Genomic DNA, 20724 nt, shown 5'->3' on the forward strand with positions numbered 1-20724 from the left:
TTAGCGGAGGAGACCGCCATGACCCTGTCCGAAATCGCTGCCGATCTCGTCGAAAGCTGCCGGTCCGGAACCGAGAGCGACATGCTCGCCCGCCTTTACGCGGACACCGCCGTGTCGGTGGAACCGCGCGACATGGGCGAGGGGCGCGAGGCGGTCGGCCTTGACGCGATCCGGGCCAAGCACGCCTGGTGGGCCGAGAACGCGACGGTCCATTCCGCCGAGGTCGAGGGTCCGTTTCTGCATGGCGATGACAGATTCGCGGTGATCTTCCGCATCGACACCACGATGTTCGGCGAACGCTCCCAGATGGCCGAGGTGGGGATCTACACCGTGGCGGACGGCCGCATCGTCCGCGAAGAGTTCTACTACGGCGGCTAGGCCACGCTGCGCCCGCCGAAAGGCGGGCCCGGCAGCGACATCTGGAGCATCAACCCCGACCGATGGGGCGTGGACCACCGGAAAGACAGGCCGACCCATCCGTCCGGGCGATTGCGCCTGCCGTTCCGCCCGCCGTAATCCTGTCCATAAGCCGGATGGGTCTGCGCCGGGATATCCTGTGCGCGCCACGGTCCATCCGCCGGGACGAAAGGCCATGCCCATGCTTAGACTGCTTCGCGCCGCTGCCCTGCTGGTCCTCGCGGCGATCCCCGTTTCCGCGGCCGCAGCGACGGTCACCAGCGTCCAGATGGGGCAGAACGACTGGATCGTGCTCGAATTCCCTGACACCGACAGCGCCAGTGTCTTCGTCGATCCGGTCAGCGTGCCCGGCACGTCCAGCTATGCCTCGTTTTCCTACGCGGCCGCGTTTTCAGGGGATGGCTGCGGGCCGGACGCGAACCAGTGGAACACGTGGTCCTGCATGCCGGACGGGATGGCGACCAATGTCGTGAACGCCGGTGGGGGCGATTTCGGCTACGGCTGGCACGATGCTGTCACCGGCTACAGCGTGACCGACGCGTTCGAACTGTCCTATAGCAACCCGCTTTGGCAGAAAGTGTACGTGCATTTGCGCGTGACTTCCGGCAACGCGACCGTGTCCTTCAATCCACTCGCGCCGACCGGGGCACCCGCCCCAGCGGCCCCAATGTCGGCAATCCCGGTCCCGGCGGCGCTGCCGCTGCTTCTGATCGCGCTCGGGCCGCTCGGTTGGCTGGCGTATCGCAGGCGGCGCCAGCCCGCCGCCTGACCCACGCGCGGGTGGTCAACTTTTGGGGTCGGTCTCCGGCCGATCCGTTTCGCCCGTTACGGTGGCGTCTTTCGCGGCAGGCGCGGCAGTGTCGCCGGACCGCTGGAACGGCGCATTGCGGCGCCGCGCGCCCTTGGAGCGCGCAGCCCCTTTCGGAGCCGGTTCGGCAAGAAACGCGGCGAGGTCGAATTTCGGTTTCATGGAAAACATGTTCATCAGATCGACCTTTGCATTTTGCGGGAAAACTCCCACGGTCCCCAACATATGGGGTGTCGAAGGGCAAACATGAACCGGTAGCGGCCCAGAAACCTTGAAATGCCGCAATCAGCGTCCAACGCCGCGCCTAGCGGGCGAGGACAACGTCCCGACGGATGTCCATATCGCCCGTCACCGCGTCCACAAGGTAGGCCGCCACGTCCGCACGCGGGATCAGACCGTTGCGCCATTCCGACGGATCGCGCAGCACCCGCGCTTTGCCGGTACGCGCGCCGCGTGTCAGGATCACCGGGCGCGCGATTGTCCAGTCCGTGTCGCTTTCCATGATCAACGCCTCCTGCCGGGACTTGTCGTCATAAACCCGTCCAAGGATCGCGCCATGCCCAAGCCGTTCGAGGCGGCTCATCGCGTCGCGACTGCGTCCGGCACCGAAACCCGTCACCGCCACCAGTCGCCGCACGCCGGTTGCCGCCATCGCGTCCAGCAGCGCGGCGGTCGTGTCGGAAAACAGCGTCTCGTGCTGCCACAGCATCGCGGGCCGTTCCTTGACGCCGAGCGCATAGATCACTGCCCCCGCGCCTTCTAGCGCGCGGGACAGATCGTCTGGCGTGCGCGCATCGCCCGCCACTGGCTCCAGCCCCGGGCGCTGGGGCAGGCTTGCTGCACCGCGCGCGAAGCCCCGCACCGTCAGCCCTCGTGCAAGCGCCTCGTCCACCGCCAGCGCGCCGATGCCTGATGTCGCGCCCAGCACCACCACCGGCCCGTTCGGGCCCGCCCCGGTTTCCGTCGCCATACCACTTCTCCATGCCTACTTGTCTGCTCTGGATCCCACCTAGGGCGTGGCCGCCCCGCTGCCACGGCGACCCTCGCTTGCCTGGCCGCGCCCCAAAGCCACGGCCGCCACGTCCGCGAAACCCGACTTGGGCCGGGGCCGCGTTCGTGCGACGCTCTGGTGCGGCCCGCGCGCCGCGCAAGGGGGGTACAGCGTCATGGGTCAGGACACGACGATCATCGCAAGGGACTTCGCCGATACGCTCAAGCGGCAGGGCGTGCTGCTGCCGCCGGCCAGTCTTTCCCTTCCGGGGCTCAGGGGAAATGACAAGACGCTGCACCGCATCGGCACCAAGTACCTCTACAGTTGCTTCCTTCTGAAGCGGCGCGGCCTCTACACGGTCTATGTCAGCCCGACCTACGGCGGGTACCGGGGCGCGTTCAAACAGGCGCTGGACGTGGCAGTGGATGACGCGGACATCGACCACTACTACGCCCGGGCCGCCGCCGCGCTTGATCTCGAACTGGAGGCGGGCTGGCGCGATGCGGGTGAGACGGACGCTGCCCCCGACAGCAGCCTTTTCATCGCGATAGGCGCTCTGCCTCCGGCGCTGAACCGCAGCGTGCAGGCCCGCACGGACCTCGACACGCTGCTGCGCAAGGCGCTGGGCCTCGACTACATCGGCGAGACGGAAAAGAACCTGATCGGGATGCGCCGTTATGGCGACCCGGCCATCGCAGCCAATCTGCTGAAGACCGGCTTCATGGTCCCCGTTGGACGTGTGAAGATGAACAACGTGGTCCCGGTGACGCGGGACACGCTGAAAGGCGGGCGCGAGACCGAGATGTTCGGCGGTCTGTTCGGTCTCTAGGCTGCCGGTCGTCGGCACCTTACCGTGCTATCAGTCCAGTGACAGCCCCGCGATCCCGGCGCTGATTCGGCTGTCCGTATCGTCGCTGTCCGCCGACACCGCCAGACCGACGAGCATCCCCTCGGTGCCCGCACCGAAGGCGCGCGCAAGATCGGCCTGTAGATCCACCTGCTCGGCATGGGCTCCGGTGCCCGCGCCGCGCAGCACCACCGTCTTGCCGCGCGCACCCAGATAGGGCGAGGGCAGGATCGTGCCGCGCGCCGCCGTGCCGCCCCAGACATACATCAGCACGCGGGCCTCCTCGGCCTCCAGCAGCGCGCGGATGTTGCTGTCGCGGTATCGCTCGGCCACCGCACGCGGCAGGAAGACGAAATACAGCGACAGATTCCGGTCGTCGCCGCCTTTGCGCTCCAGCGCGGTTGGCGGGACGCTGTTCTCCACGCTCCAGCGCCAGCTCGCGCTTTGCGCGCCCCATTGCGCCTCGGGAAGGCGCGTCCACAGCAGCGACACCGACCCGTCTGACTGCACGCCCAGCCGGTCGCCAGCCTGTCGGTAGTCGTTGCTGGAAAACAGCGAGAATCGCTGTTCCGTCCAGCCGGTGAAGTCCACCGCGGCGGCGCTTCCGGTGGCAAGCGCGAGCGACAGTGCAAGGAGGGCGGGGCGGGTGCAATTGATCATCTGGGCCTCCGGTTTGTCTGGTCGTGCTCGCGCATCGCCGCGCACCGCACAAGCCACGCTTGCGTGAGCAGCAGGACTCCTGCGGGGTTCCAGCACGGCTCCTAACAGGTTTCCGTGTTGACATGGGCCGGTCCGGCCCCGCGCGGCGCCTTGCGTCCGGCGCGTCCGGGTGGTAGCCGAACCCGGCCCGAGTGTTTCCATCGGATATTCACACGCCCATGACCACACCCGCACCGCGGCTAGAAGCCATTGGTTTGAAACGATCCTTCGGCGGTCGTGCCGTTGTGGACGACGTGTCTCTCAGCATCGGCGCGGGCGAGATCCTCTGCCTTCTCGGTCCGTCCGGCTGCGGCAAGTCCACCACGCTGCGCCTGATCGCCGGGGTGGAGCGTCCCGAGGCCGGCAGCATTGCTCTCGATGGCGCAACGGTCTGCGATCAAAGGGTTTTTCTGCCGCCTGAACGGCGGTCCATCGGGCTGATGTTCCAGGATTTCGCGCTTTTCCCGCATCTTTCCGTTGCCGACAACGTCGCTTTTGGACTGACCGGCAGCCGCGCCGAAAAGCGAAGCCGCGTCAAGGAGTTGCTGGACCGCGTGGACCTCGCCCGGCATATCGACGGCTACCCTCACGAGCTGTCGGGCGGCGAGCAGCAGCGTGTCGCGCTGGCCCGCGCGCTCGCCCCCCGCCCACGCGTCATGCTCATGGACGAACCGTTCTCGGGCCTCGACAACCGCCTGCGCGACGGCATCCGCGACGAGACGCTGGGCCTGCTGAAGGACGAGGGCACGGCGGTGATGATGGTCACCCACGAACCCGAAGAAGCGATGCGCATGGCCGACCGGATCGCGCTGATGCGCGACGGGCGGATCGTGCAGCAGGGCGCGCCGTACAACCTCTACAACAGTCCCGTGGACAAGGCTGCGGCGGCATTCTTTTCGGATATCAACGTGATACGCGGAACGGTCCAGGGCGGGTTGACGCGCACGGCGTTTGGCGAATTCCTTGCGCCGGGCCATGCTGACGGCGCGCAGGTGGACATCGTGATCCGCCCACAGCACCTCAAGCTCGATTTCGACCGGCAGGGCAGCGGCCCGCTGCCGACGGCCCGCGAAGGGGTGCCCGCGCTCGGCCGTGTGACCCGGGCGCGCTATCTCGGCCGCGAAAGCCTGGTGGAGCTTGAAATGGCGTTCGACGGCACCCGGCTTCAGGCAGTGGTTCCGTCGGTCTTTCTGCCCAAACCGGGCACCCCGTTCTGGCTGATGATGCGCCGCGACCGCTGCCATGTCTTTCCCGCCGGTGTCCGGCCCGCCGCGCAGTGAGCGGATTCGGCACGGCCGGGGTTTTGGGGCTTTGCCTCGCGCCCTATGTTCTTTACAGACGTCACATCAAAATGGGTTGGGCGCGGGTTGTGCCGCCCGAGGGAGTTGCAAAATGCTGAACAATATCGGTTTGCCGGGTCTTCTGCTGATCGCCGTTGTCGTGCTGGTCCTGTTCGGACGCGGCAAGATCTCGTCGCTGATGGGCGAGGTGGGCAAGGGCATCACGGCCTTCAAGCGCGGCGTCAAGGATGGCGCGGCCGAAATCGAGAAAAAGGACGACACGGCCGCCCGCGATGTCACGCCGGAAGCGGAAAAGGACAAGGTCTGAGCCTTGGCGGCGCGCGGACAGGCGGTTAGGACATGATTGACATCGGCTGGTCCGAATTGCTGGTCATCGGCATCGTGGCGCTGATCGTCGTGGGCCCGAAGGACCTGCCGATCATGTTCCGCCGGATGGGTGAATTCACCGGCAAGGCCCGCGCCATGGCGCGGGAGTTTTCGTCCGCCATGGACAAGGCCGCAGACGAGGCCGGGGTCAAGGACATGCAGCGCGACCTGCGCGCGATGGCCAACCCCAAGCAGACCGGGCTGGACGCGATCAACCGCGCGGCCCGCGATCTGGAAGACATGGATGACGATGCCCCGGCGACCAAGCCCGCATCGCCGCCGCCGCTCAGCCCCGAACGGGCCGAGGCGGCGGAAAAGATCCGCGACGCGGCGGCCCGCAAGGCAACCGAACGGCAGGCCCGAGAGGCGGCGGAGCAGGCCGCGGCACAGGCCGCAACGGATGACAAAGCCACATGAACGACGACGACATCGACGACAGCTCGGCCCCGCTGATCGAGCATCTGGCCGAATTGCGCACGCGCCTGATCTGGTCCGTCGTGGCCTTTCTCGGCGGTATGGTGATCTGTTTCACGGTGGCAGAACCGATCCTGAACTTCCTGTCCCAACCGATCGCCGACGTTCTGCGCGCCCGCGGTGAGGACCCGCGCCTGATCTTCACGGCGCCGCAGGAAAAGTTCTTCGTGTTGATCCGCATTTCGATGATCGGCGGCTTCGCGCTGGCTTTCCCGGTGATCGCGCACCAGCTTTGGCGGTTCATCGCGCCGGGCCTGTATCGCAGCGAGAAAAACGCCTTCCTGCCCTTCGTGATCTCTTCGCCCGCGCTGTTCCTGTTGGGCGCGGCCTTCGCGCATTTCGTGGTCACGCCACTGGCGATGAATTTCTTCATCGGCTTTTCCGACGCGATCCCGGCGCTGGCCAGTCTTGTCGCCGGGCAGGGAGAATTCGAACCCGGGCCCGCAAGCCAGGAAATGACCACGGTGTTTCTTGGGTCGGTGCGCGAAAGCCTCGATCTGTCGCTGAAGTTCATCTTCGCTTTCGGGCTGTGCTTCCAGTTGCCGGTCCTGCTTACGCTGATGGGCAAGGCCGGACTGGTGTCGGCGCGAGGGCTGATCGATGTGCGCAAATACGCCGTTGTGGGCATTCTTGTTCTGGCCGCTCTGGTGACCCCGCCTGACGTCATCACGCAGGTGATCCTGTTCGTCGTGGTCTACGGCCTGTACGAGATTTCCATTCAACTCGTTAAGCGGGTGGAGCGACGCCGCGAGGCCGAACTGCGCGCGCAGGGCCTCTGGATGGAGGACGAAGACGACGCGACCGACACCCCTGACGACGCTGAGGCCGCCGGGAAGGGGGCCGGGTCGTGAAGTCGAAAGTATCGCTGGAACGGATCGCGGACGCGCTTGACCGGATCAGTCCGCCGCCGGCCCGCACGCCCGACTTCTCGGGGGCGCATGCTTTCGTATGGCATGTCTCGCCCGACCACCTGATGCCGGTGCCCAAGGTGTCGCGCGTGGACCTGTCGCTGCTGATCGGCGTCAACCGGTCGCGCGACACGCTGCTGGAGAACACGCTCAGTTTCGCGCAAGGCCTTCCGGCCAACAACGCGCTGCTGTGGGGCGCGCGCGGAATGGGAAAGTCGTCTCTTGTGAAGGCTGTCCATGCCGAGGTGTGCAAGCGCGGCTTCGATCTGAAGATCGTCGAAGTCCAGCGCGAGGACCTGCCCAGCATCGGGCGCCTGCTGAGCATCCTGCGTGCCGCGAAAGAGCGGTTCGTCCTGTTCTGCGACGACCTGTCGTTCAGCCATGACGACCAGCATTACAAGAGCCTGAAAGCGGTTCTGGATGGCGGGATCGAGGGGCGGCCGGACAACGTGGTGTTCTACGCCACCTCCAACCGGCGCCATCTGATGCCCCGCGACATGATCGAGAACGAGCGTGCCAGTGCGATCAGCCCGTCCGAGGCGACCGAGGAAAAGGTGTCGCTGTCGGACCGCTTCGGCTTGTGGCTGGGGTTCCACCCCTGCAGCCAGGATGAATACCTCGCCATGATCCGCGGCTATTGCGATGCATTCGGCCTGCCGATTGACGACGACACGCTGCGCGCCGAGGCGATCGAGTGGCAGGCGACGCGTGGCGCGCGATCCGGGCGGGTGGCGTGGCAATACGTGACGGACCTTGCGGGCCGCAAGGGAATGCGGCTGACGTGACGCCCCGCAGGCCGCCGCGTCCTGGTCGCGGCGGTCTTGCTAGCGGCTCAGATACGGCACCGGGTCCACCCGCTTTGCACCCTGAAGCACCTCGAAATGCAGAAACGGTTCTTCCGCTGCGCCGACCGACGCGATGCGCTGGCCGCGCGACACGCTGGTGCCCTTCTCGACGATGATGTCGCCGACATTCGCATAGACCGTAAGCAACCCGCCCGCGTGGCTCAGTACGATGATCTGGATCTGGTCTGTGTCGCGTGTGATTGCGGCCACGGTTCCCGCTTCGGCGGCGCGCACCGGCGCGCCGGCCTCGGCCCCGAAATCCACGCCCTCGTTGCGGCCAGGGCTGTAGCCGCGGATGATGCGGCCGCTGACCGGCTGGGCAAGGCGCGCGGTGTCTGATGCGCCCGTCTGCGGGGCGGTGACTGGCGGCGTAGCCGTTGCGGCAGCGGTCCCCGACGCCGCGGCGGCGCCTGCGACCGATGGAAGGTTCTCTGAGGGTTGCGGCGCTGCGGCACTGGGCGGCTCGGGCGTGGGGCTTCCGCTCCCTGGCGGCGTCACCGCGGCGACGTCCGGGGCCGGGCCGGTGGCGACGGGGATCAGCAGCACCTGCCCCTCGCGCACGTCCAGCGTGGAATTCAGACCGTTCCAGTCACCGATGGCGCGGGCCGAAACATCGTAGCGGCGGGCGATGGAATAAGCCGTCTCGCCGCGTTGCACGGTGTGGCGGCGCGGCTCTGCCCCGGTCGGCGTGCTTGATTGCGACGACGCGGTGCCTGGGGCGGCGGCAGGTGCGCGCCCTTCGGCCCGATCCAGCGCCGATCCTGCCAGCGTCGCCACATCCACTTCGCCGCCCGATGCAAGCCCGCCGGGGCTGCCCGCGTCGGCGACCCGGCTGGGCAGCAGCAGCAACTCGCCCTCGCGCAGGCTTGCGGTTTCGGGCAGGCCGTTGGCTTCGGCCAGCGCACCAGCGCCAAGCCCCAGCCGTCCGGCCATCGCCGCCACTGTGTCGTCCTCCCGCGCGACCGCGACTTGGTAGGTCGGGTAGGAAATCACGCCGCGCGCGTCGGGTTCGGGGCGCGGGGCCGTTGGCTGCCGGGCGCTGTCGGTCACCGGCTCGCCGTTGATCAGGTCGAACCCGCCGGGCAGCGATATGCTGCTGCACCCCGCAAGCGTGCCGATCACCGCCAGCAGCGCCAGCCGAGAGACGCGGCGCGTGGCGGGCGGCGCCACGGCGCGGGGAAGGACGGCATCGGGTCGGCCGGATCGGTCGCGGGAAGGGGCCCTGGTCATCGCTCTTGCCTCGGTCAGCCCCGTTCTGCGCCGGGGTCGGGTTTCAGTCATCGCCAAGCCCTTCGACCAGCGGTACGAAGCGCACCGGCCCAAGCTCGTCGTATTCCAGCCCCTGAGCGGTCCGCGTGACCTTTATCAGGGTCTGCACGGTGTCGGACTGCCCCACGGGCACCACCATGATACCGCCCTCGCGCAATTGCGCCAAGAGCGGGCCTGGCGGGTCTTCCGCCGCCGCGGTCACGAGAATGCGGTCGAACGGCGCCTGCGCGGGCAGGCCGTGCGATCCGTCACCGGTGAACACCGTCACGTTGTGGATGTCCAGCGCGCGGAACCGGGCCTGTGCTGCCTCGGTCAGGCGGCGGAACCGTTCGATCGTATAGACCCGGCGCGCAAGGCGCCCCAGCACGGCAGCCTGGTAGCCCGACCCGGTCCCGATCTCGAGCACGGTGTCGCGCGGGCCGACGCGCAGGGCTTGGCTCATCAGACCCACGACCGAGGGCTGGCTGATCGTCTGCCCGCATTCGATGGGCAGCGGCATGTCGTCATAGGACCGGCCCGCGAAGGTGCCTCGGATGAAGGCTGCGCGGTCTGTCTTTTCCAGCGCGGTCAGCACCCTTTCGTCGGTGATGCCCTTGCTGCGCAGCGTGAAGACGAACTGCGCCAGGCGTTCGTCCGGGCCGGTCATTCCAGCCGGTCCTTCAGCTCCGCCAGCGTTTCGTGGGCGGTCAGGTCGGCGCGCAGGGGCGTCACGGTGATATAGCCAGCCATGTTCTCGGCCACGTCGGTGCCCGGTTCGGTGTCCACCGACTGCGCCGCGCCGCGCACCCACAGGAAGCGGCGGCCCGACGGGGCGAGGTGCGGCTCCACCGTGAAATAGGTGTTCGGCCGGTACCCTTGCCGTGTGACCCGCAGTCCGGCCACATCGTCGCCCGCGACCGGCGGGAAGTTGACGTTGTAGAACAGCCGGTAGTCGCTGTCGTCCCAGATCGCCTTGTCGAGCAGCGCGCGCACTGTGGCGGCGCCGTGCCGTGCCGCGGCTTCGAACGGGTCGTCCAGCGTCTGCGTTGCGGGGCCCATGAACTGCGAAAGCGCGATGCTGGGAAGTCCCTGCAGGGCGCCTTCCATCGCGCCTCCGACGGTGCCCGAGTAGACGACGTTTTCGCCCGAATTGTTGCCGCGGTTGACCCCGGACAGCACGAGATCGGGTCGCTGCCCCTTGAGCACGTCATGTACGCCTGCCAGTACGCAATCGGCGGGCGATCCTTCGGCGGCGAACCGGCGCGGCCCAAGCTCGGCGATCATGGTGGGGTGGGTGTAGGTGATCGCGTGGCCCACGCCGGATTGTTCGAATGCGGGCGCGACGGTCCAGACCTCGCCCGATGGGCCCGCGACGGCGGCGGCGATCGCCTCAAGCACCTTGAGGCCGGGCGCGTTGATACCGTCGTCATTGGTCACGAGAATTCGCATGGCGTCTCTCCGCAGGTCGTTCGGGGCGTGGATGTCGCCCCGTCCTTAGTGCGTTGCTCCGCCGCGGTAAAGCGGACCCGGACGGGACGGCGCGGCGGAAGTGCGGGCGTGGCAAGGATGCCGCGTGCCGACACCGATGGCGGGGCTTGTCTGCCGGGCGGTGGCGCTGGCCCGTGTCAGGCGGCCGGAAACAGCGCGGCGCACAGGCGCCCGGCCTCGTCCGCCGGGGCGGCAAGAGGTGCGCGATCCTCGCCGGGATAGAACCGTGCGCGGGTCGCCGTGGCCATCGGGGCCGGGGTCTGGATCACGACGCGTGGGCCGGTTCTTTCGGTTTCGGCCTGCCAGCTGCGCGCAAGCGCCATCTGTGCCGTCTTGGTCGCGCCGTAGGCGCCGAAGAACTTGCCGCCCGCCTGCGGGTCGTCGAAGAACACCGCCAGCGGGCCGGGCCCCGCGCCCAGTAGCGGGCTGACATAGGCGATCAGCCGCCGCGTCGCGTTCACGTTCGTTTCGATGCTTTTCGTCCAGTCCTTGGCGTCGATGAACTGCGCGGGCGTAAGCGGCGCGGCGTGGATCGCCGTATGCACCCAGCCCGAAAGCCCGCCCCAGCGGTCGTGGATCGACCGGCACATGTGCTGCATCGCGCCATCATCGGTGATGTCGAGAGGTGCCAGCGTGGCACTGCCACCCGCCTGCTGTATCCGGTCGTCAAGGTCTTCCAGCCCGCCCGTGGTGCGCGCCACCGCCATCACGTGCAGCCCGCGGCGGGCCAGTTCCAGCGCCATGGCGGCACCAAGCCCGCGCGAGGCGCCGGTGACGAGGACGGGACGGGACGTAGCGGTGGTATCGGTCATGCGCCCGTTTAGGCGCGGCATGTCGGCCTGTGCAAGTGGCGATGCTTGACTTTGGGCGGGGTTCCGCGAAAAACGTCACAAACCAGTGACCCAGAGGATGCGCCCATGACACGCCAGATGACCCTGACCCAAGCCGTTCTGCCGACCGAAAGCTGGCTTGCCAAGCTGGGCCTCGTGCTGGCGGGCACGCTTCTGGTCGCCGCGAGCGCGCGCGTCGAGGTGCCGATGTATCCGGTCCCGATGTCGCTGCAGACGCTCGCCATCTCGCTGATTGGTCTGACCTATGGCGCGCGGCTGGCGGGCGCGACACTGCTGACCTACCTCGCGCAGGGCGCGGCTGGCCTGCCGGTCTTCGCGGGTGGCGGCGCGGGCGTCGCCTACATGATGGGGCCGACCGGCGGCTACCTGCTGGGTTTCGTGGCCATGGCGTGGCTCACCGGTCTGATGGTGGAACGCGGTTTCGGGCGCGGCTTGCCCCGTCTGTTCCTTGCGGCGCTGGTGCCGGCGACGCTGCTGTTCGTGCCGGGTGTCGCATGGCTGTGGGCGATCACCCCGCTGGACCTGCCCGGCGCCATCGCCGCGGGCATGCTGCCCTTCGTCGTGGGCGGGCTGGTCAAGTCGGGCGTCGCGGCCCTGATCGCGGCGGGCGGCTGGCAGGCGTTGCGCGGCCAGAAATAAGCGCGCCGCCCAGAAGCCGAACGAAAGGAACCGCCCCGAGGGGCGGTTTTTTCGTGCAGGACAGTTGTAGGACTTCTGCAGGAGGCCGACGCGACCCGAACACGGGTCCCGGGGCGGCCCCGCACCCCCACACCCGGCCGCGGAGATGCCGAGACACGGGGCGCGCTGCCACCGCCGGGCGCGCGTCGCGGCAAATTCCGGACTCGCCGGCGCGGCGCGGCTTGTCACTGCCCCGTGCTTCGGGCATCTGGCGCACATGGCCAAGCAAGCCGCCTTCACCTGCACCGCCTGCGGCGCCGCCCACACCAAGTGGTCCGGTCGCTGCGACGCCTGCAGCGCGTGGAACACCGTGATCGAGGAACAGCCGCTGACCACCGGGCCGGGCCGCGGCGCGGGATTGGTGAAGGGCCGGACCGTGCCGCTGGTTTCCCTTGCCGCGACAGAGGCGCCGCCCGCGCGCACCGAAAGCCGTGTGGCGGAACTGGACCGCGTGCTCGGCGGCGGGCTGGTGCCTGCCTCGGCGACGCTGGTGGGCGGCGATCCTGGCATCGGAAAGTCCACGCTGCTTCTGCAGGCCGCCGCCGCGTTCAGCCGCCGGGGCCTGCGCGCGGTCTACGTCTCGGGCGAGGAGGCGAGCGCGCAGGTGCGGATGCGTGCGCAGCGGCTGGGGCTGGCCGATGCCAATGTCAGCCTCGCCGCCGAAACCAACCTGCGCGATATCCTGACCACGCTGGAGGCCGACGCGCCCGACCTCGTGGTGGTCGATTCCATTCAGACCATGTGGCTCGATACGGTGGACAGCGCGCCGGGATCGGTCAGCCAGGTGCGCGCCACGGCACATGAACTGACGACTTTCGCCAAGCGGCGCGGGATCGCGGTGATCCTTGTCGGCCACGTGACCAAGGAAGGCCAGATCGCCGGCCCGCGGGTGGTGGAGCACATGGTGGACACGGTGCTTTACTTCGAGGGCGAGCGTGGGCATCCATTCCGCATCTTGCGGGCGGTGAAGAACCGCTTCGGCCCCGCCGACGAGATCGGCGTCTTCGAGATGACCGGGAACGGGCTTGCGCAGGTCGCAAACCCGTCCGCGCTGTTCCTGGCAGATCGGGGGGAGCCCGCGGCGGGATCGGCCGTCTTTGCCGGGATCGAGGGCACGCGCCCGCTTTTGTGCGAATTCCAGGCGCTGATCGCGCCCGCGCCGCACGGCACGCCGCGCCGGTCGGTCGTGGGCTGGGACGGCAGTCGCCTTGCCATGATCCTCGCGGTGCTGGAAAGCCGCGCGGGCATCCCGTTCGCCGGGCTCGACGTTTATCTGAACGTCGCGGGCGGGCTTCGTGTGACCGAACCGGCGGCAGACCTTGCCGTGGCGGCGGCGCTGCTGTCGGCGCGCGAGGACGTGGCGCTGCCCGCCGAAACCGTGGTTTTCGGCGAAATCAGCCTGTCCGGCGCGGTGCGCCCCGTCGCGCAGGCGGAAAACAGGTTGAAAGAGGCGGAGAAACTTGGTTTTTCCAAGGCGATCGTGCCGAAGGGCGGCAAGGCGGTGTCGCATTCGGGCATGACCTTGTCCCCGCAGGCCGACCTGACCGGCTTTGTCGGCGATATTTTCGGTGCCGGATAGCGGCTTAGGGGAGTGACACGCATGGACGGGTTCACCATTGTCGATGGGGTGGTCGCGGCCGTCATCGTGGTTTCGGCGCTTCTGGCCTACTCGCGCGGCTTCGTGCGCGAGGCGATGGCGATCGCCGGATGGATCGCCGCCGCGATCCTGGCCTTCCTGTTCGCCGCGCAGGCAGAGCCGCTGGTCAAGGAAATCCCGTACGTGGGCGATTTCCTGCGCGGATCGTGCGAGTTGTCGATCATCGCCGCCTTTTCGGTCGTGTTCGCGCTGGCGCTGGTCGTCGTGTCGCTGTTCACGCCGCTGTTTTCGACAGTGGTGCAGCGGTCGGCCCTTGGCGGGCTGGACCAGGGCGCGGGTTTCGTGTTCGGTGCGCTTCGGGGCATCCTGTTGGTGGCCGTGGCGCTGATCGTCTACGATCGCGTGGTTGCGGGCGACCCGGTCCCGATGATCGAGGCAAGCCGGACCGCGCAGGTGTTTTCCGGCATCGAGGAGGACCTGAACGCCTGGGTTCCGGAAGACGCGCCAGGCTGGATCCTGCTGCGTTACGAGGAACTCGTGGGCAGTTGCGGGGCGGATGCCTGAGCGACGGGGGCGCGTCGCGATGTCCGTGTGATCGTTTCGTGACACTGTCCTTCTTTGGGTCTATGTGTCGCCCCGACCGCAACGGAATCGGAGCCTGCGCCTGTGACGCAAGACCCCCGCACCGGACGCCTTATGCCTGAAGGCCCGCCCTCCCGGACATGCCCCTCGCGCCGATCCAGCGCCGCCAGCCTGTCGGATCTTCCACGCCACCCGTTCGAGCCGGTGGGCGACGACAAGTTGCGCGAGGAGTGCGGCGTGTTCGGAGTTATCGGCACTTCGGAGGCGGCGAATTTCGTCGCGCTGGGCCTGCACGCGCTTCAGCATCGTGGCCAGGAGGCGGGCGGCATCGTCACCCACCACGCCGAGCAGGGGTTCAATTCGATCCGGCGCTTCGGCTATATCCGTGACAGTTTCACCAAGCAGTCGGTGATGGACAAACTGCCCGGCGATCTTGCCATCGGGCATGTGCGCTATTCGACCTCCGGGTCGAAGGGCAACACGCAGATCCGCGACGTGCAGCCGTTCTTCGGCGAGTTTTCCATGGGCGGGGCGGCGATCGCCCATAACGGCAACATCACCAATGCCGACGCGCTGCGCCGCGAGCTGGTCGAGCGCGGATCGATCTTCCAGAGCAGTTCCGACAGCGAGTGCATCATCCACCTGATGGCCCGGTCGCTGCAGCGTGACATCCCCGAGCGGATGAAGGACGCTTTGCGCCGGGTCGAGGGGGCGTTTTCCGTGGTGGCGATGACGCGCACAAAGCTGATCGGCGTGCGTGATCCGCTGGGTGTGCGGCCGCTGGTGCTGGGTCGGGTCGGCGACGGGTATGCGCTGTCCTCCGAGACGTGCGCGCTGGACATCATCGGCGCGGAGTTGATCCGCGAGATCGAGCCGGGCGAGATGGTGGTGATCACGCCCGAGGGGGTGAGCAGCCATTTCCCGTTCGAGCGCGTGGCGGGCCGGTTCTGCATCTTCGAGCATGTCTATTTCTCACGGCCCGATTCGATCATCGGCGGAAGGTCGGTCTATGAGACGCGGCGCCAGATCGGGGTGGAACTGGCCCGGGAGGCGCCGGTGGAGGCGGACATCGTGGTGCCGATCCCTGACAGCGGCACGCCGGCAGCGGTGGGATATGCCGCCGAAAGCGGGCTGCCCTTCGCGCTGGGCATCACACGCAACCAGTACATGGGCCGGACCTTCATCGAGCCGACCGAGCAGATCCGCAACATGGGTGTGCGGCTGAAGCTCAACGTGAACCGGGCGCTGGTGCAGGGCAAGCGGGTGATCCTTGTGGATGACAGCGTGGTGCGCGGCACCACCAGCCGCAAGATCAAGGAGATGGTTCTGGATGCCGGCGCGGCCGAGGTGCATTTCCGCATTGCCTCGCCGCCGACCTCGTGGCCGTGCTTCTACGGCGTGGACACGCCCGAGCGCGACAAGCTGCTGGCCGCCACCATGACCGAGGACGAGATGCGCGGGTATCTTGGGGTGGACAGCCTGCGCTTCATTTCGCTCAACGGGCTTTATCGCGCCGTGGGCGAGGCCGGGGGGCGCGACGCGGCGCATCCGCAGTATTGCGACGCTTGCTTCTCTGGCGACTATCCGGTGCGCCCGTCGGACATGCTGGCGCGCGGATTCGAACTCAAGGCCGCCGAATAGGCGCCTTGCGAAGGTTTGGGCGGCCGCGTGCGACCTTTGGGCCGGGTGCCGCGCCTTGTCGGCGCGGGTGCGGCGGGAGATAAGTCGCGCGAGCCGCAACGCAGGAGAAAGTCATGATCGGTCGTCTGAACCATGTCGCCATTGCCGTGCCCGACCTGGAGGCCGCTTCGGCGCAGTATCGCGATGCGCTGGGCGCCCATGTCGGCGCGCCGCAGGACGAACCGGACCATGGCGTCACGGTGGTCTTCATCGAATTGCCCAACACCAAGATCGAGCTTCTCTATCCGCTGGGCGAGAACAGCCCGATCACGGGCTTCCTGGAAAAGAACCCTTCGGGCGGCATCCACCATGTCTGCTATGAGGTGGACGACATCCTAGCCGCGCGTGACAAGCTGGCCGCCACCGGCGCGCGGGTGCTGGGCAGTGGCGAGCCGAAGATCGGCGCGCATGGCAAACCGGTCCTGTTCCTGCATCCCAAGGATTTCAACGGGTGCCTCGTGGAACTGGAGCAGGTGTGAGCGGCGCGCGGGCGGGAGGCGTCAGGTCATGAGCATCACCTCGGCTTTCGTGCTGTTCGCCGTGATCTGGTTCATGGTGTTCTTCGTGGTCCTGCCGCTGCGCCTGAAGACGCAGGGCGAGGACGGTAACATCGTGCCGGGCACTCATGCCTCTGCTCCTGCGGACCCGCAGATGTGGCGCCGCGCCCGGATCACCACGATCTGGGCCGTGGGCCTTTGGATCTTGATCGGCGGCACCATCCTGTCGGGCGCGATCACGGTGCGGGATATCGATGTGCTCAACCGGATGGGACCACCATCCGCTGAGGCGGAGTGAGCTTGCGGGCCTGCGTGGCCCGTCGCTGCCGGGTGCGCGGCGGGGCGCCGACCGGTCGGAGCTTGTCCCAGACGAAGTAGAACAGCGCGGTCCAGCCGACAAACAGCACTGTCAGCCCGACATTCAGCATCAGCGTTTCAGCGAGCGTGTGCCCGCCTAGGCCCATCATCACCGGCAGTTCCACCACTGCCAGCGTGACTTCAAGGCTGATCGCATGGCAAACACGGGCGCGGGGCCCACGCTGGCAGGCGGTGCGCCCGGTGCGGGCAAGCGCGATCCGGTCATAAACCGCGTTGTGCAGCGGTGTCGCCGCGAGGCAGACCAGTGTGAGCGCCGCCAGAAGCCACGCGCCCTCGGCCGTGCCACGACCGGTCACCACGGCATAGACCGGTGCGAAGAGCGCGATGCCCGTCAGTTCGAACACGATGGCTTGCAGCACGCGTTCGCGCAGGGTGCGCAGGCGGGGGCCGGCGGAAGGGGGCGTTGTCCATGTCATGCCCCTTTTCTGCGCGGTCTTGCGCCGGTCTTCCGTGTGATCGGACACACCCTGCACGCGGGTCTGGAATACCGGACTGCCCAACCCGGGAATGCCCGAGCAACCCCAAGTCGCGCTGGGCCGGGCGGGCGGGACTAGCGGTCCTGCCGGTCCAGCCGGTGCACAAGATGCGTGAAGGCGGCCGCGCCCATGATCGGGACCACGAGGTTCAGCAGCGGCACCGTGAGCGGTATTGCCATCAGCGCGCCTGCCAGCCAGACCTGCCCGGCATGGCGGCGGCGAAGGCGGCGCGCGCTGGCCTCGTCCATCCGGCGGATCGCGGCCATCTGGAAATATTCTCGCCCCAGCAGGAACCCGTTGAGCCCCCAGAAGATCAGCGGCGCGAGTGGCACGAACACAAGGTAAAGCACCAGCGCGCAAAGGTTCGCGACCAGCATCACCCCGAGGAAGCGCAGCGTGTCAGCCAGCGCCGACAGGAAGGGCTGGCGCCGCGCCGGTCCTGCATCGGGGTAGTGGCGCGCCTCGACCGCATCTGCGACGTCATCGAGGAAAAGGCCCGTGAAGGCCGAGGCAACCGGCACCATCAGAACCACTGACAGCCCCAGCACGCCCAGCACCGACACCCCCGAGGCGATGTCGTTCAGGAAGCCGATCTCGCCCACCAGCGGCAGGGTCACCGTGTCGGGCACCAGCGTCGCCACCAGCCAGCCGGTGCCCGCCGCCGCCCCGAGCAGCAGTGCCAGCGTCAGCCCGAGACCCAGCAGCAGGACGCGCCGGAAGGCCGGATCGCCCATCTGGCCGAGCGCGCGGGTGATGTCGGTCAGGATCATGCCTGAACCCAGTCGGTGATCGCGCCAAGGTCCGGGCGCGGCCGGTCCGGCGGCGCGCTGGTTTCCGTCCCGATATGGATGAAGCCGGCCACGGTTTCATGGGGAGCGAGGCCCAGCCCTTCGGTGCAGAAGTCGCGGTCATGCGCGCCCCAGCCCGTCAGCCAGTTCGCGCCCCAGCCCGCCGCCAGCGCCGCGTTCAGAAGCGCGAGGCAGACAGCGCCCGCGGAATGGACCTGTTCGATTTGCGGGATCTTCGGCGATGGTTTCGGCGCGCTGATAACCGCGACGCACAAGCCCGAGCGGGTGAACTGGTCGGCCATCTTCGCCACTTGTTCGGCCTCGCGGCCCTGCGCGGTGCCGATCCGCTTTGCGAGCGCGGCAAGGCGCATGGGCGCCGCGCCGGACAGCACGATGAAGCGCCACGGTTCCAGCTTCCCGTGGTCCGGCGTGCGCGCTGCGGCAGTCAGCAGCGGCAGCAGCGCGTCGCGCGCGGGCCAGGGTGCGGCCAGCGTCTTGGCCGGGCGCGAGCGCCGGGTCAGCAGAAAATCGAGAGCGGCGGGGTTCGGGTCGGGCATGGGCGTCTCCGCGCGGGGGGCCGGGGGCGGCCGGGGCTTGGTCCTGATGCTGACTTGTGCCATTTGGCGCCGGGGATCAAGGCGGCAGGGGGTGTGGCGATCATGGAGGGACAGGACGGTGCGGAATGCGGCATCGCGGTGCGGGTCACTCCGCGCGCCGCCCGCGCGCGGGTGGAGCCTGGCGCGGCGGAGGGCGATCCGCTGCGCGTGCATGTCACCGTCCCGCCCGAGGGTGGCAAGGCCAACGCGGCGGTGCGCAAGCTGCTGGCGGCGCATCTGGGTGTTGCGCCCTCGCGCCTGACGCTGCTGCGCGGTGCGAAGGGGCGCGACAAGCTGTTCCGGCTGGATTGATCCGCGCGCGGGCAACGCGGCGCTGCGGGCGGGCTGGCCGAGGGGGCCTTGCCGACGGGACCGGAGGGCGCGGTCAGGCCTTGTCGGCTTTGCCCCGCCCGCCCAGCCGGTAGACGCCTTCGGGCAGGTTCAGCGCTGCGGCGAGGTCGCGGATCTGTCCCGGCGTGAAGGTGATGCGGATCACATCGTCGCGGCGCGGGTCGTACTGTTCGACGGTGATGCAATCCTCGAAGGCCTGAACGGTGATGTCTTCGGACAGGGGGGCCGCGCGGTCATCCACGAGGGTGATGACGGTGGCGTCGAAGTCGTGTTCGATGGAAAACATGGGCACTGGCCTTGTGCTTGGGAGTCTTTCCGAAGGCTAGGCCATGCGCGCGCGGGCTTAAAGGGGCCCATTCGCCTGCGCGCGCCGCACCCGGCGCCGGTGCAGCGCATAGAGCGCTGGCGCCAGCACGCCTTCGTAGACCGCGTTTGCAATCTGGCGCAGGCCGGGCAGCGCCACGATCCGCGCGAGCGGACGGAAGCGCGGCATCGCCGACCACAGCGCGAGGAAGGCCGGGGTTCCGGCCAGCAGCCGGTCGCCCTGAACAACGTGCAGGCGGCGGGCCGCGTCTTCGGGGGTCAGACCCCAGCGCGACAGCGCCGCGCGGTCGAGATCGACGAAGCGCACGGGCAGGGTGCGGGCCTCGCAATAGCGCCGGTAGCTGTCGATCTCGCGGGAACAGATCGGGCAGTTCGCGTTGTAGATCACGGTGGTGTGTTGGGTCATGGACCTTACATAGGACGCTGTGGCACAAGGCAAAGAAGACAGGAGTGCAGGCATGCGTGCAGGGCGGATGGCAGGTTTGGGAGCGGTTCTGCTGGCGGTTGCCGGCTGTGCCGCGGCGCCGCCGCGACCCCCCGAAGCCCGTGCTCCGACCGTGTCCGCCGCGCGTGTTCCGGCTGGCGCCGTGCTTCCTTTCGGGCAGGTCGTCTCGCGGGTTGAGCCGGTGGCAGAGGCGCTCTGCCGAAGTCGGGGTACGGTGCGCAACTGCGACTTCAAGATCATCTACGATGACCGGCCCGGGGTGGCCGCCAATGCCTATCAGACGCGGGACGCGAGCGGTCGGCCGCTGCTGATCGTCACTGGCCCGCTGCTGCGCGAGACGGAAAATGCGCACGAGTTGGCCTTTGTGCTTGGCCACGAGGCGGCACATCACATCGAGGGGCATCTCGACCGGCAGCAGGCCAGCGCCGTCTGGGGTGCGGTGCTGATCGGGTCGGTGGTTGCGGCCTCGGGCGGCGACGCCGGATCGGTGGAGGCGGCGCAGCGGCTGGGCGCGCAGGCCGGATCGCGGGTGTTTTCCAAGGATTTCGAACTGGAGGCGGACGCGTTGGGCACGGTGATCGCCGCGCGGTCAGGCTTCGATCCGGTGCGCGGGGCGGATTTCTTCGCCCGCATCCCCGACCCCGGCGACGTGTTCCTTGGCACGCACCCGCCCAATGCCGACCGCCAGCGGGTGGTGCGCGAAGTCGCGGCGCAGCTTCCCGGGTCTTGATCTGGGTCAAGGCGGCGGGCAACGGTTTCCGGTCTGCTGGACAGGTACAAGCATGGAGACGCGGATGACCTGCCAGCCCCCCAAGCCGCTCGGCGATGTGAACACCCATTTCTGGCTGGTCCAGGACATGGCCCGCGCCGCCGGGGTCGACCTGGTCGAGGAGGTCCGCGAGGGCCGTCTGACCACCCGCGAATGGGCCGAGATGGTCCAGACGTGCCGCGGCTGCGCCTGGGAGCGCGACGGCGGTTGCAGCCGGTGGATGGAGTTGCAGACGTTCGAGGCGCCGGTGGAGGTGCCCGCCCGTTGTGCGAACGAGGCCAGCTTCGCCGCGTTCCGCCTGCCTGCGGACTAGATCGCCC

29 protein-coding genes are annotated in these 20724 nt (G+C 68.3%); 17 read left to right on the forward strand and 12 right to left on the reverse strand.

Annotated elements, in window-relative coordinates; translation table 11 throughout:
- Window positions 1–18 precede the first annotated feature (18 nt).
- Together DKT77_RS15960 and DKT77_RS15965 are read left to right on the forward strand one after the other, a co-directional pair.
- Window positions 19–378, forward strand: coding sequence for a nuclear transport factor 2 family protein (locus DKT77_RS15960; protein WP_109812664.1), 360 nt, complete (start codon window positions 19–21; stop codon window positions 376–378).
- Between the two features lie 220 nt (window positions 379–598).
- Window positions 599–1186: a PEP-CTERM sorting domain-containing protein gene (locus DKT77_RS15965; protein ID WP_238547949.1), complete on the forward strand. Its 588-nt coding sequence runs from the start codon at window positions 599–601 to the stop codon at window positions 1184–1186.
- 15 nt (window positions 1187–1201) lie between these two features.
- On the opposite strand, the gene DKT77_RS15970 is transcribed toward DKT77_RS15965, so the two are convergent.
- Together DKT77_RS15970 and DKT77_RS15975 are read right to left on the reverse strand one after the other, a co-directional pair.
- Window positions 1202–1510 carry a hypothetical protein gene (locus DKT77_RS15970; protein WP_146205023.1) on the reverse strand — a complete coding sequence of 103 codons (309 nt, stop codon included), beginning with the start codon at window positions 1508–1510 and terminating at the stop codon, window positions 1202–1204.
- A 19-nt stretch (window positions 1511–1529) separates the two neighbouring features.
- Window positions 1530–2195: an NAD(P)-dependent oxidoreductase gene (locus DKT77_RS15975; RefSeq protein WP_109812667.1), complete on the reverse strand. Its 666-nt coding sequence runs from the start codon at window positions 2193–2195 to the stop codon at window positions 1530–1532.
- Between the two features lie 196 nt (window positions 2196–2391).
- Here DKT77_RS15975 and DKT77_RS15980 point away from each other — a divergent pair, with 196 nt between their 5' ends.
- The gene (locus DKT77_RS15980; RefSeq protein ID WP_109812668.1) at window positions 2392–3045 is read left to right on the forward strand and encodes a hypothetical protein; all 654 of its coding nucleotides are present in this window, start codon (window positions 2392–2394) and stop codon (window positions 3043–3045) included.
- Window positions 3046–3075: 30 nt separating this feature from the next.
- On the opposite strand, the gene DKT77_RS15985 is transcribed toward DKT77_RS15980, so the two are convergent.
- Window positions 3076–3723 carry a DUF3047 domain-containing protein gene (locus tag DKT77_RS15985; protein ID WP_109812669.1) on the reverse strand — a complete coding sequence of 216 codons (648 nt, stop codon included), beginning with the start codon at window positions 3721–3723 and terminating at the stop codon, window positions 3076–3078.
- Between the two features lie 218 nt (window positions 3724–3941).
- On the opposite strand from DKT77_RS15985, the gene DKT77_RS15990 reads away from it, so the two are divergent.
- From DKT77_RS15990 to DKT77_RS16010, 5 genes are all read left to right on the forward strand, one after another.
- Window positions 3942–5042: an ABC transporter ATP-binding protein gene (locus DKT77_RS15990; protein ID WP_109812670.1), complete on the forward strand. Its 1101-nt coding sequence runs from the start codon at window positions 3942–3944 to the stop codon at window positions 5040–5042.
- A gap of 112 nt (window positions 5043–5154) precedes the next feature.
- On the forward strand, window positions 5155–5370 hold the full coding sequence (locus DKT77_RS15995) for a twin-arginine translocase TatA/TatE family subunit (RefSeq protein ID WP_109812671.1): 216 nt from the start codon (window positions 5155–5157) through the stop codon (window positions 5368–5370).
- Between the two features lie 32 nt (window positions 5371–5402).
- Complete coding sequence (tatB, locus tag DKT77_RS16000) at window positions 5403–5846, forward strand: Sec-independent protein translocase protein TatB (protein ID WP_109812672.1); 444 nt, start codon at window positions 5403–5405, stop codon at window positions 5844–5846.
- Window positions 5843–6754, forward strand: a complete 912-nt coding sequence (tatC, locus tag DKT77_RS16005) for a twin-arginine translocase subunit TatC (protein WP_109812673.1) — start codon at window positions 5843–5845, stop codon at window positions 6752–6754. Before tatB ends, tatC begins: the two co-directional genes overlap by 4 nt.
- Window positions 6751–7596, forward strand: a complete 846-nt coding sequence (locus tag DKT77_RS16010) for an ATP-binding protein (RefSeq protein ID WP_109812674.1) — start codon at window positions 6751–6753, stop codon at window positions 7594–7596. The genes tatC and DKT77_RS16010 overlap by 4 nt, the downstream gene beginning before the upstream one ends.
- A 39-nt stretch (window positions 7597–7635) precedes the next feature.
- Here DKT77_RS16010 and DKT77_RS16015 read toward each other — a convergent pair whose 3' ends face one another.
- The 4 genes from DKT77_RS16015 to DKT77_RS16030 form a co-directional block, all read right to left on the reverse strand.
- Window positions 7636–8886: a peptidoglycan DD-metalloendopeptidase family protein gene (locus DKT77_RS16015; protein ID WP_109812675.1), complete on the reverse strand. Its 1251-nt coding sequence runs from the start codon at window positions 8884–8886 to the stop codon at window positions 7636–7638.
- Window positions 8887–8929: 43 nt separating this feature from the next.
- Complete coding sequence (locus DKT77_RS16020; RefSeq protein WP_109812676.1) at window positions 8930–9571, reverse strand: protein-L-isoaspartate(D-aspartate) O-methyltransferase; 642 nt, start codon at window positions 9569–9571, stop codon at window positions 8930–8932.
- On the reverse strand, window positions 9568–10353 hold the full coding sequence (gene surE / locus DKT77_RS16025; protein ID WP_109812677.1) for a 5'/3'-nucleotidase SurE: 786 nt from the start codon (window positions 10351–10353) through the stop codon (window positions 9568–9570). Before surE ends, DKT77_RS16020 begins: the two co-directional genes overlap by 4 nt.
- Window positions 10354–10529: 176 nt before the next feature.
- Entirely contained in the window at window positions 10530–11204 is a 675-nt protein-coding gene (locus tag DKT77_RS16030) for an SDR family NAD(P)-dependent oxidoreductase (protein WP_109812678.1), read from the reverse strand.
- Between the two features lie 105 nt (window positions 11205–11309).
- On the opposite strand from DKT77_RS16030, the gene DKT77_RS16035 reads away from it, so the two are divergent.
- From DKT77_RS16035 to DKT77_RS16060, 6 genes are all read left to right on the forward strand, one after another.
- Entirely contained in the window at window positions 11310–11882 is a 573-nt protein-coding gene (locus tag DKT77_RS16035) for a biotin transporter BioY (protein WP_238547950.1), read from the forward strand.
- Window positions 11883–12138: 256 nt separating this feature from the next.
- Window positions 12139–13500, forward strand: a complete 1362-nt coding sequence (radA, locus tag DKT77_RS16040; protein ID WP_109812810.1) for a DNA repair protein RadA — start codon at window positions 12139–12141, stop codon at window positions 13498–13500.
- A 21-nt stretch (window positions 13501–13521) separates the two neighbouring features.
- A complete protein-coding gene (locus DKT77_RS16045; RefSeq protein WP_109812679.1) occupies window positions 13522–14082 on the forward strand; it encodes a CvpA family protein in 561 nt (186 codons plus the stop codon).
- A gap of 132 nt (window positions 14083–14214) precedes the next feature.
- Window positions 14215–15741 carry an amidophosphoribosyltransferase gene (gene purF / locus DKT77_RS16050; RefSeq protein WP_109812680.1) on the forward strand — a complete coding sequence of 509 codons (1527 nt, stop codon included), beginning with the start codon at window positions 14215–14217 and terminating at the stop codon, window positions 15739–15741.
- Between the two features lie 113 nt (window positions 15742–15854).
- Window positions 15855–16259, forward strand: a complete 405-nt coding sequence (gene mce / locus DKT77_RS16055) for a methylmalonyl-CoA epimerase (RefSeq protein ID WP_109812681.1) — start codon at window positions 15855–15857, stop codon at window positions 16257–16259.
- A 28-nt stretch (window positions 16260–16287) separates the two neighbouring features.
- A complete protein-coding gene (locus tag DKT77_RS16060; RefSeq protein WP_109812682.1) occupies window positions 16288–16575 on the forward strand; it encodes a DUF1467 family protein in 288 nt (95 codons plus the stop codon).
- On the opposite strand, the gene DKT77_RS16065 is transcribed toward DKT77_RS16060, so the two are convergent.
- From DKT77_RS16065 to DKT77_RS16075, 3 genes are all read right to left on the reverse strand, one after another.
- A complete protein-coding gene (locus DKT77_RS16065) occupies window positions 16538–17071 on the reverse strand; it encodes a chlorhexidine efflux transporter (protein WP_146205024.1) in 534 nt (177 codons plus the stop codon). The genes DKT77_RS16060 and DKT77_RS16065 overlap by 38 nt on opposite strands.
- A 134-nt stretch (window positions 17072–17205) precedes the next feature.
- The gene (locus DKT77_RS16070; protein ID WP_109812684.1) at window positions 17206–17901 is read right to left on the reverse strand and encodes an EI24 domain-containing protein; all 696 of its coding nucleotides are present in this window, start codon (window positions 17899–17901) and stop codon (window positions 17206–17208) included.
- Window positions 17898–18476, reverse strand: coding sequence for a nitroreductase family protein (locus tag DKT77_RS16075; RefSeq protein WP_109812685.1), 579 nt, complete (start codon window positions 18474–18476; stop codon window positions 17898–17900). Before DKT77_RS16075 ends, DKT77_RS16070 begins: the two co-directional genes overlap by 4 nt.
- Before the next feature lie 102 nt (window positions 18477–18578).
- Between DKT77_RS16075 and DKT77_RS16080 the strand changes: the two genes are divergently transcribed.
- Window positions 18579–18827, forward strand: a complete 249-nt coding sequence (locus tag DKT77_RS16080) for a DUF167 domain-containing protein (protein WP_109812811.1) — start codon at window positions 18579–18581, stop codon at window positions 18825–18827.
- Between the two features lie 73 nt (window positions 18828–18900).
- Here DKT77_RS16080 and DKT77_RS16085 read toward each other — a convergent pair whose 3' ends face one another.
- Both DKT77_RS16085 and DKT77_RS16090 read right to left on the reverse strand, forming a co-directional pair.
- Window positions 18901–19152, reverse strand: coding sequence for a hypothetical protein (locus DKT77_RS16085; protein WP_109812686.1), 252 nt, complete (start codon window positions 19150–19152; stop codon window positions 18901–18903).
- Window positions 19153–19209: 57 nt separating this feature from the next.
- On the reverse strand, window positions 19210–19596 hold the full coding sequence (locus DKT77_RS16090; protein WP_109812687.1) for a thiol-disulfide oxidoreductase DCC family protein: 387 nt from the start codon (window positions 19594–19596) through the stop codon (window positions 19210–19212).
- Window positions 19597–19648: 52 nt separating this feature from the next.
- Here DKT77_RS16090 and DKT77_RS16095 point away from each other — a divergent pair, with 52 nt between their 5' ends.
- Both DKT77_RS16095 and DKT77_RS16100 read left to right on the forward strand, forming a co-directional pair.
- Window positions 19649–20365 carry a M48 family metallopeptidase gene (locus DKT77_RS16095; protein WP_109812688.1) on the forward strand — a complete coding sequence of 239 codons (717 nt, stop codon included), beginning with the start codon at window positions 19649–19651 and terminating at the stop codon, window positions 20363–20365.
- A 64-nt stretch (window positions 20366–20429) separates the two neighbouring features.
- On the forward strand, window positions 20430–20717 hold the full coding sequence (locus tag DKT77_RS16100) for a DUF6455 family protein (protein ID WP_238547951.1): 288 nt from the start codon (window positions 20430–20432) through the stop codon (window positions 20715–20717).
- The last annotated feature ends 7 nt before the right edge of the window (window positions 20718–20724 follow it).

Source organism: Meridianimarinicoccus roseus, assembly GCF_003172915.1.
In the GTDB taxonomy this organism is placed as follows: Bacteria; Pseudomonadota; Alphaproteobacteria; order Rhodobacterales; family Rhodobacteraceae; genus Meridianimarinicoccus; species Meridianimarinicoccus roseus.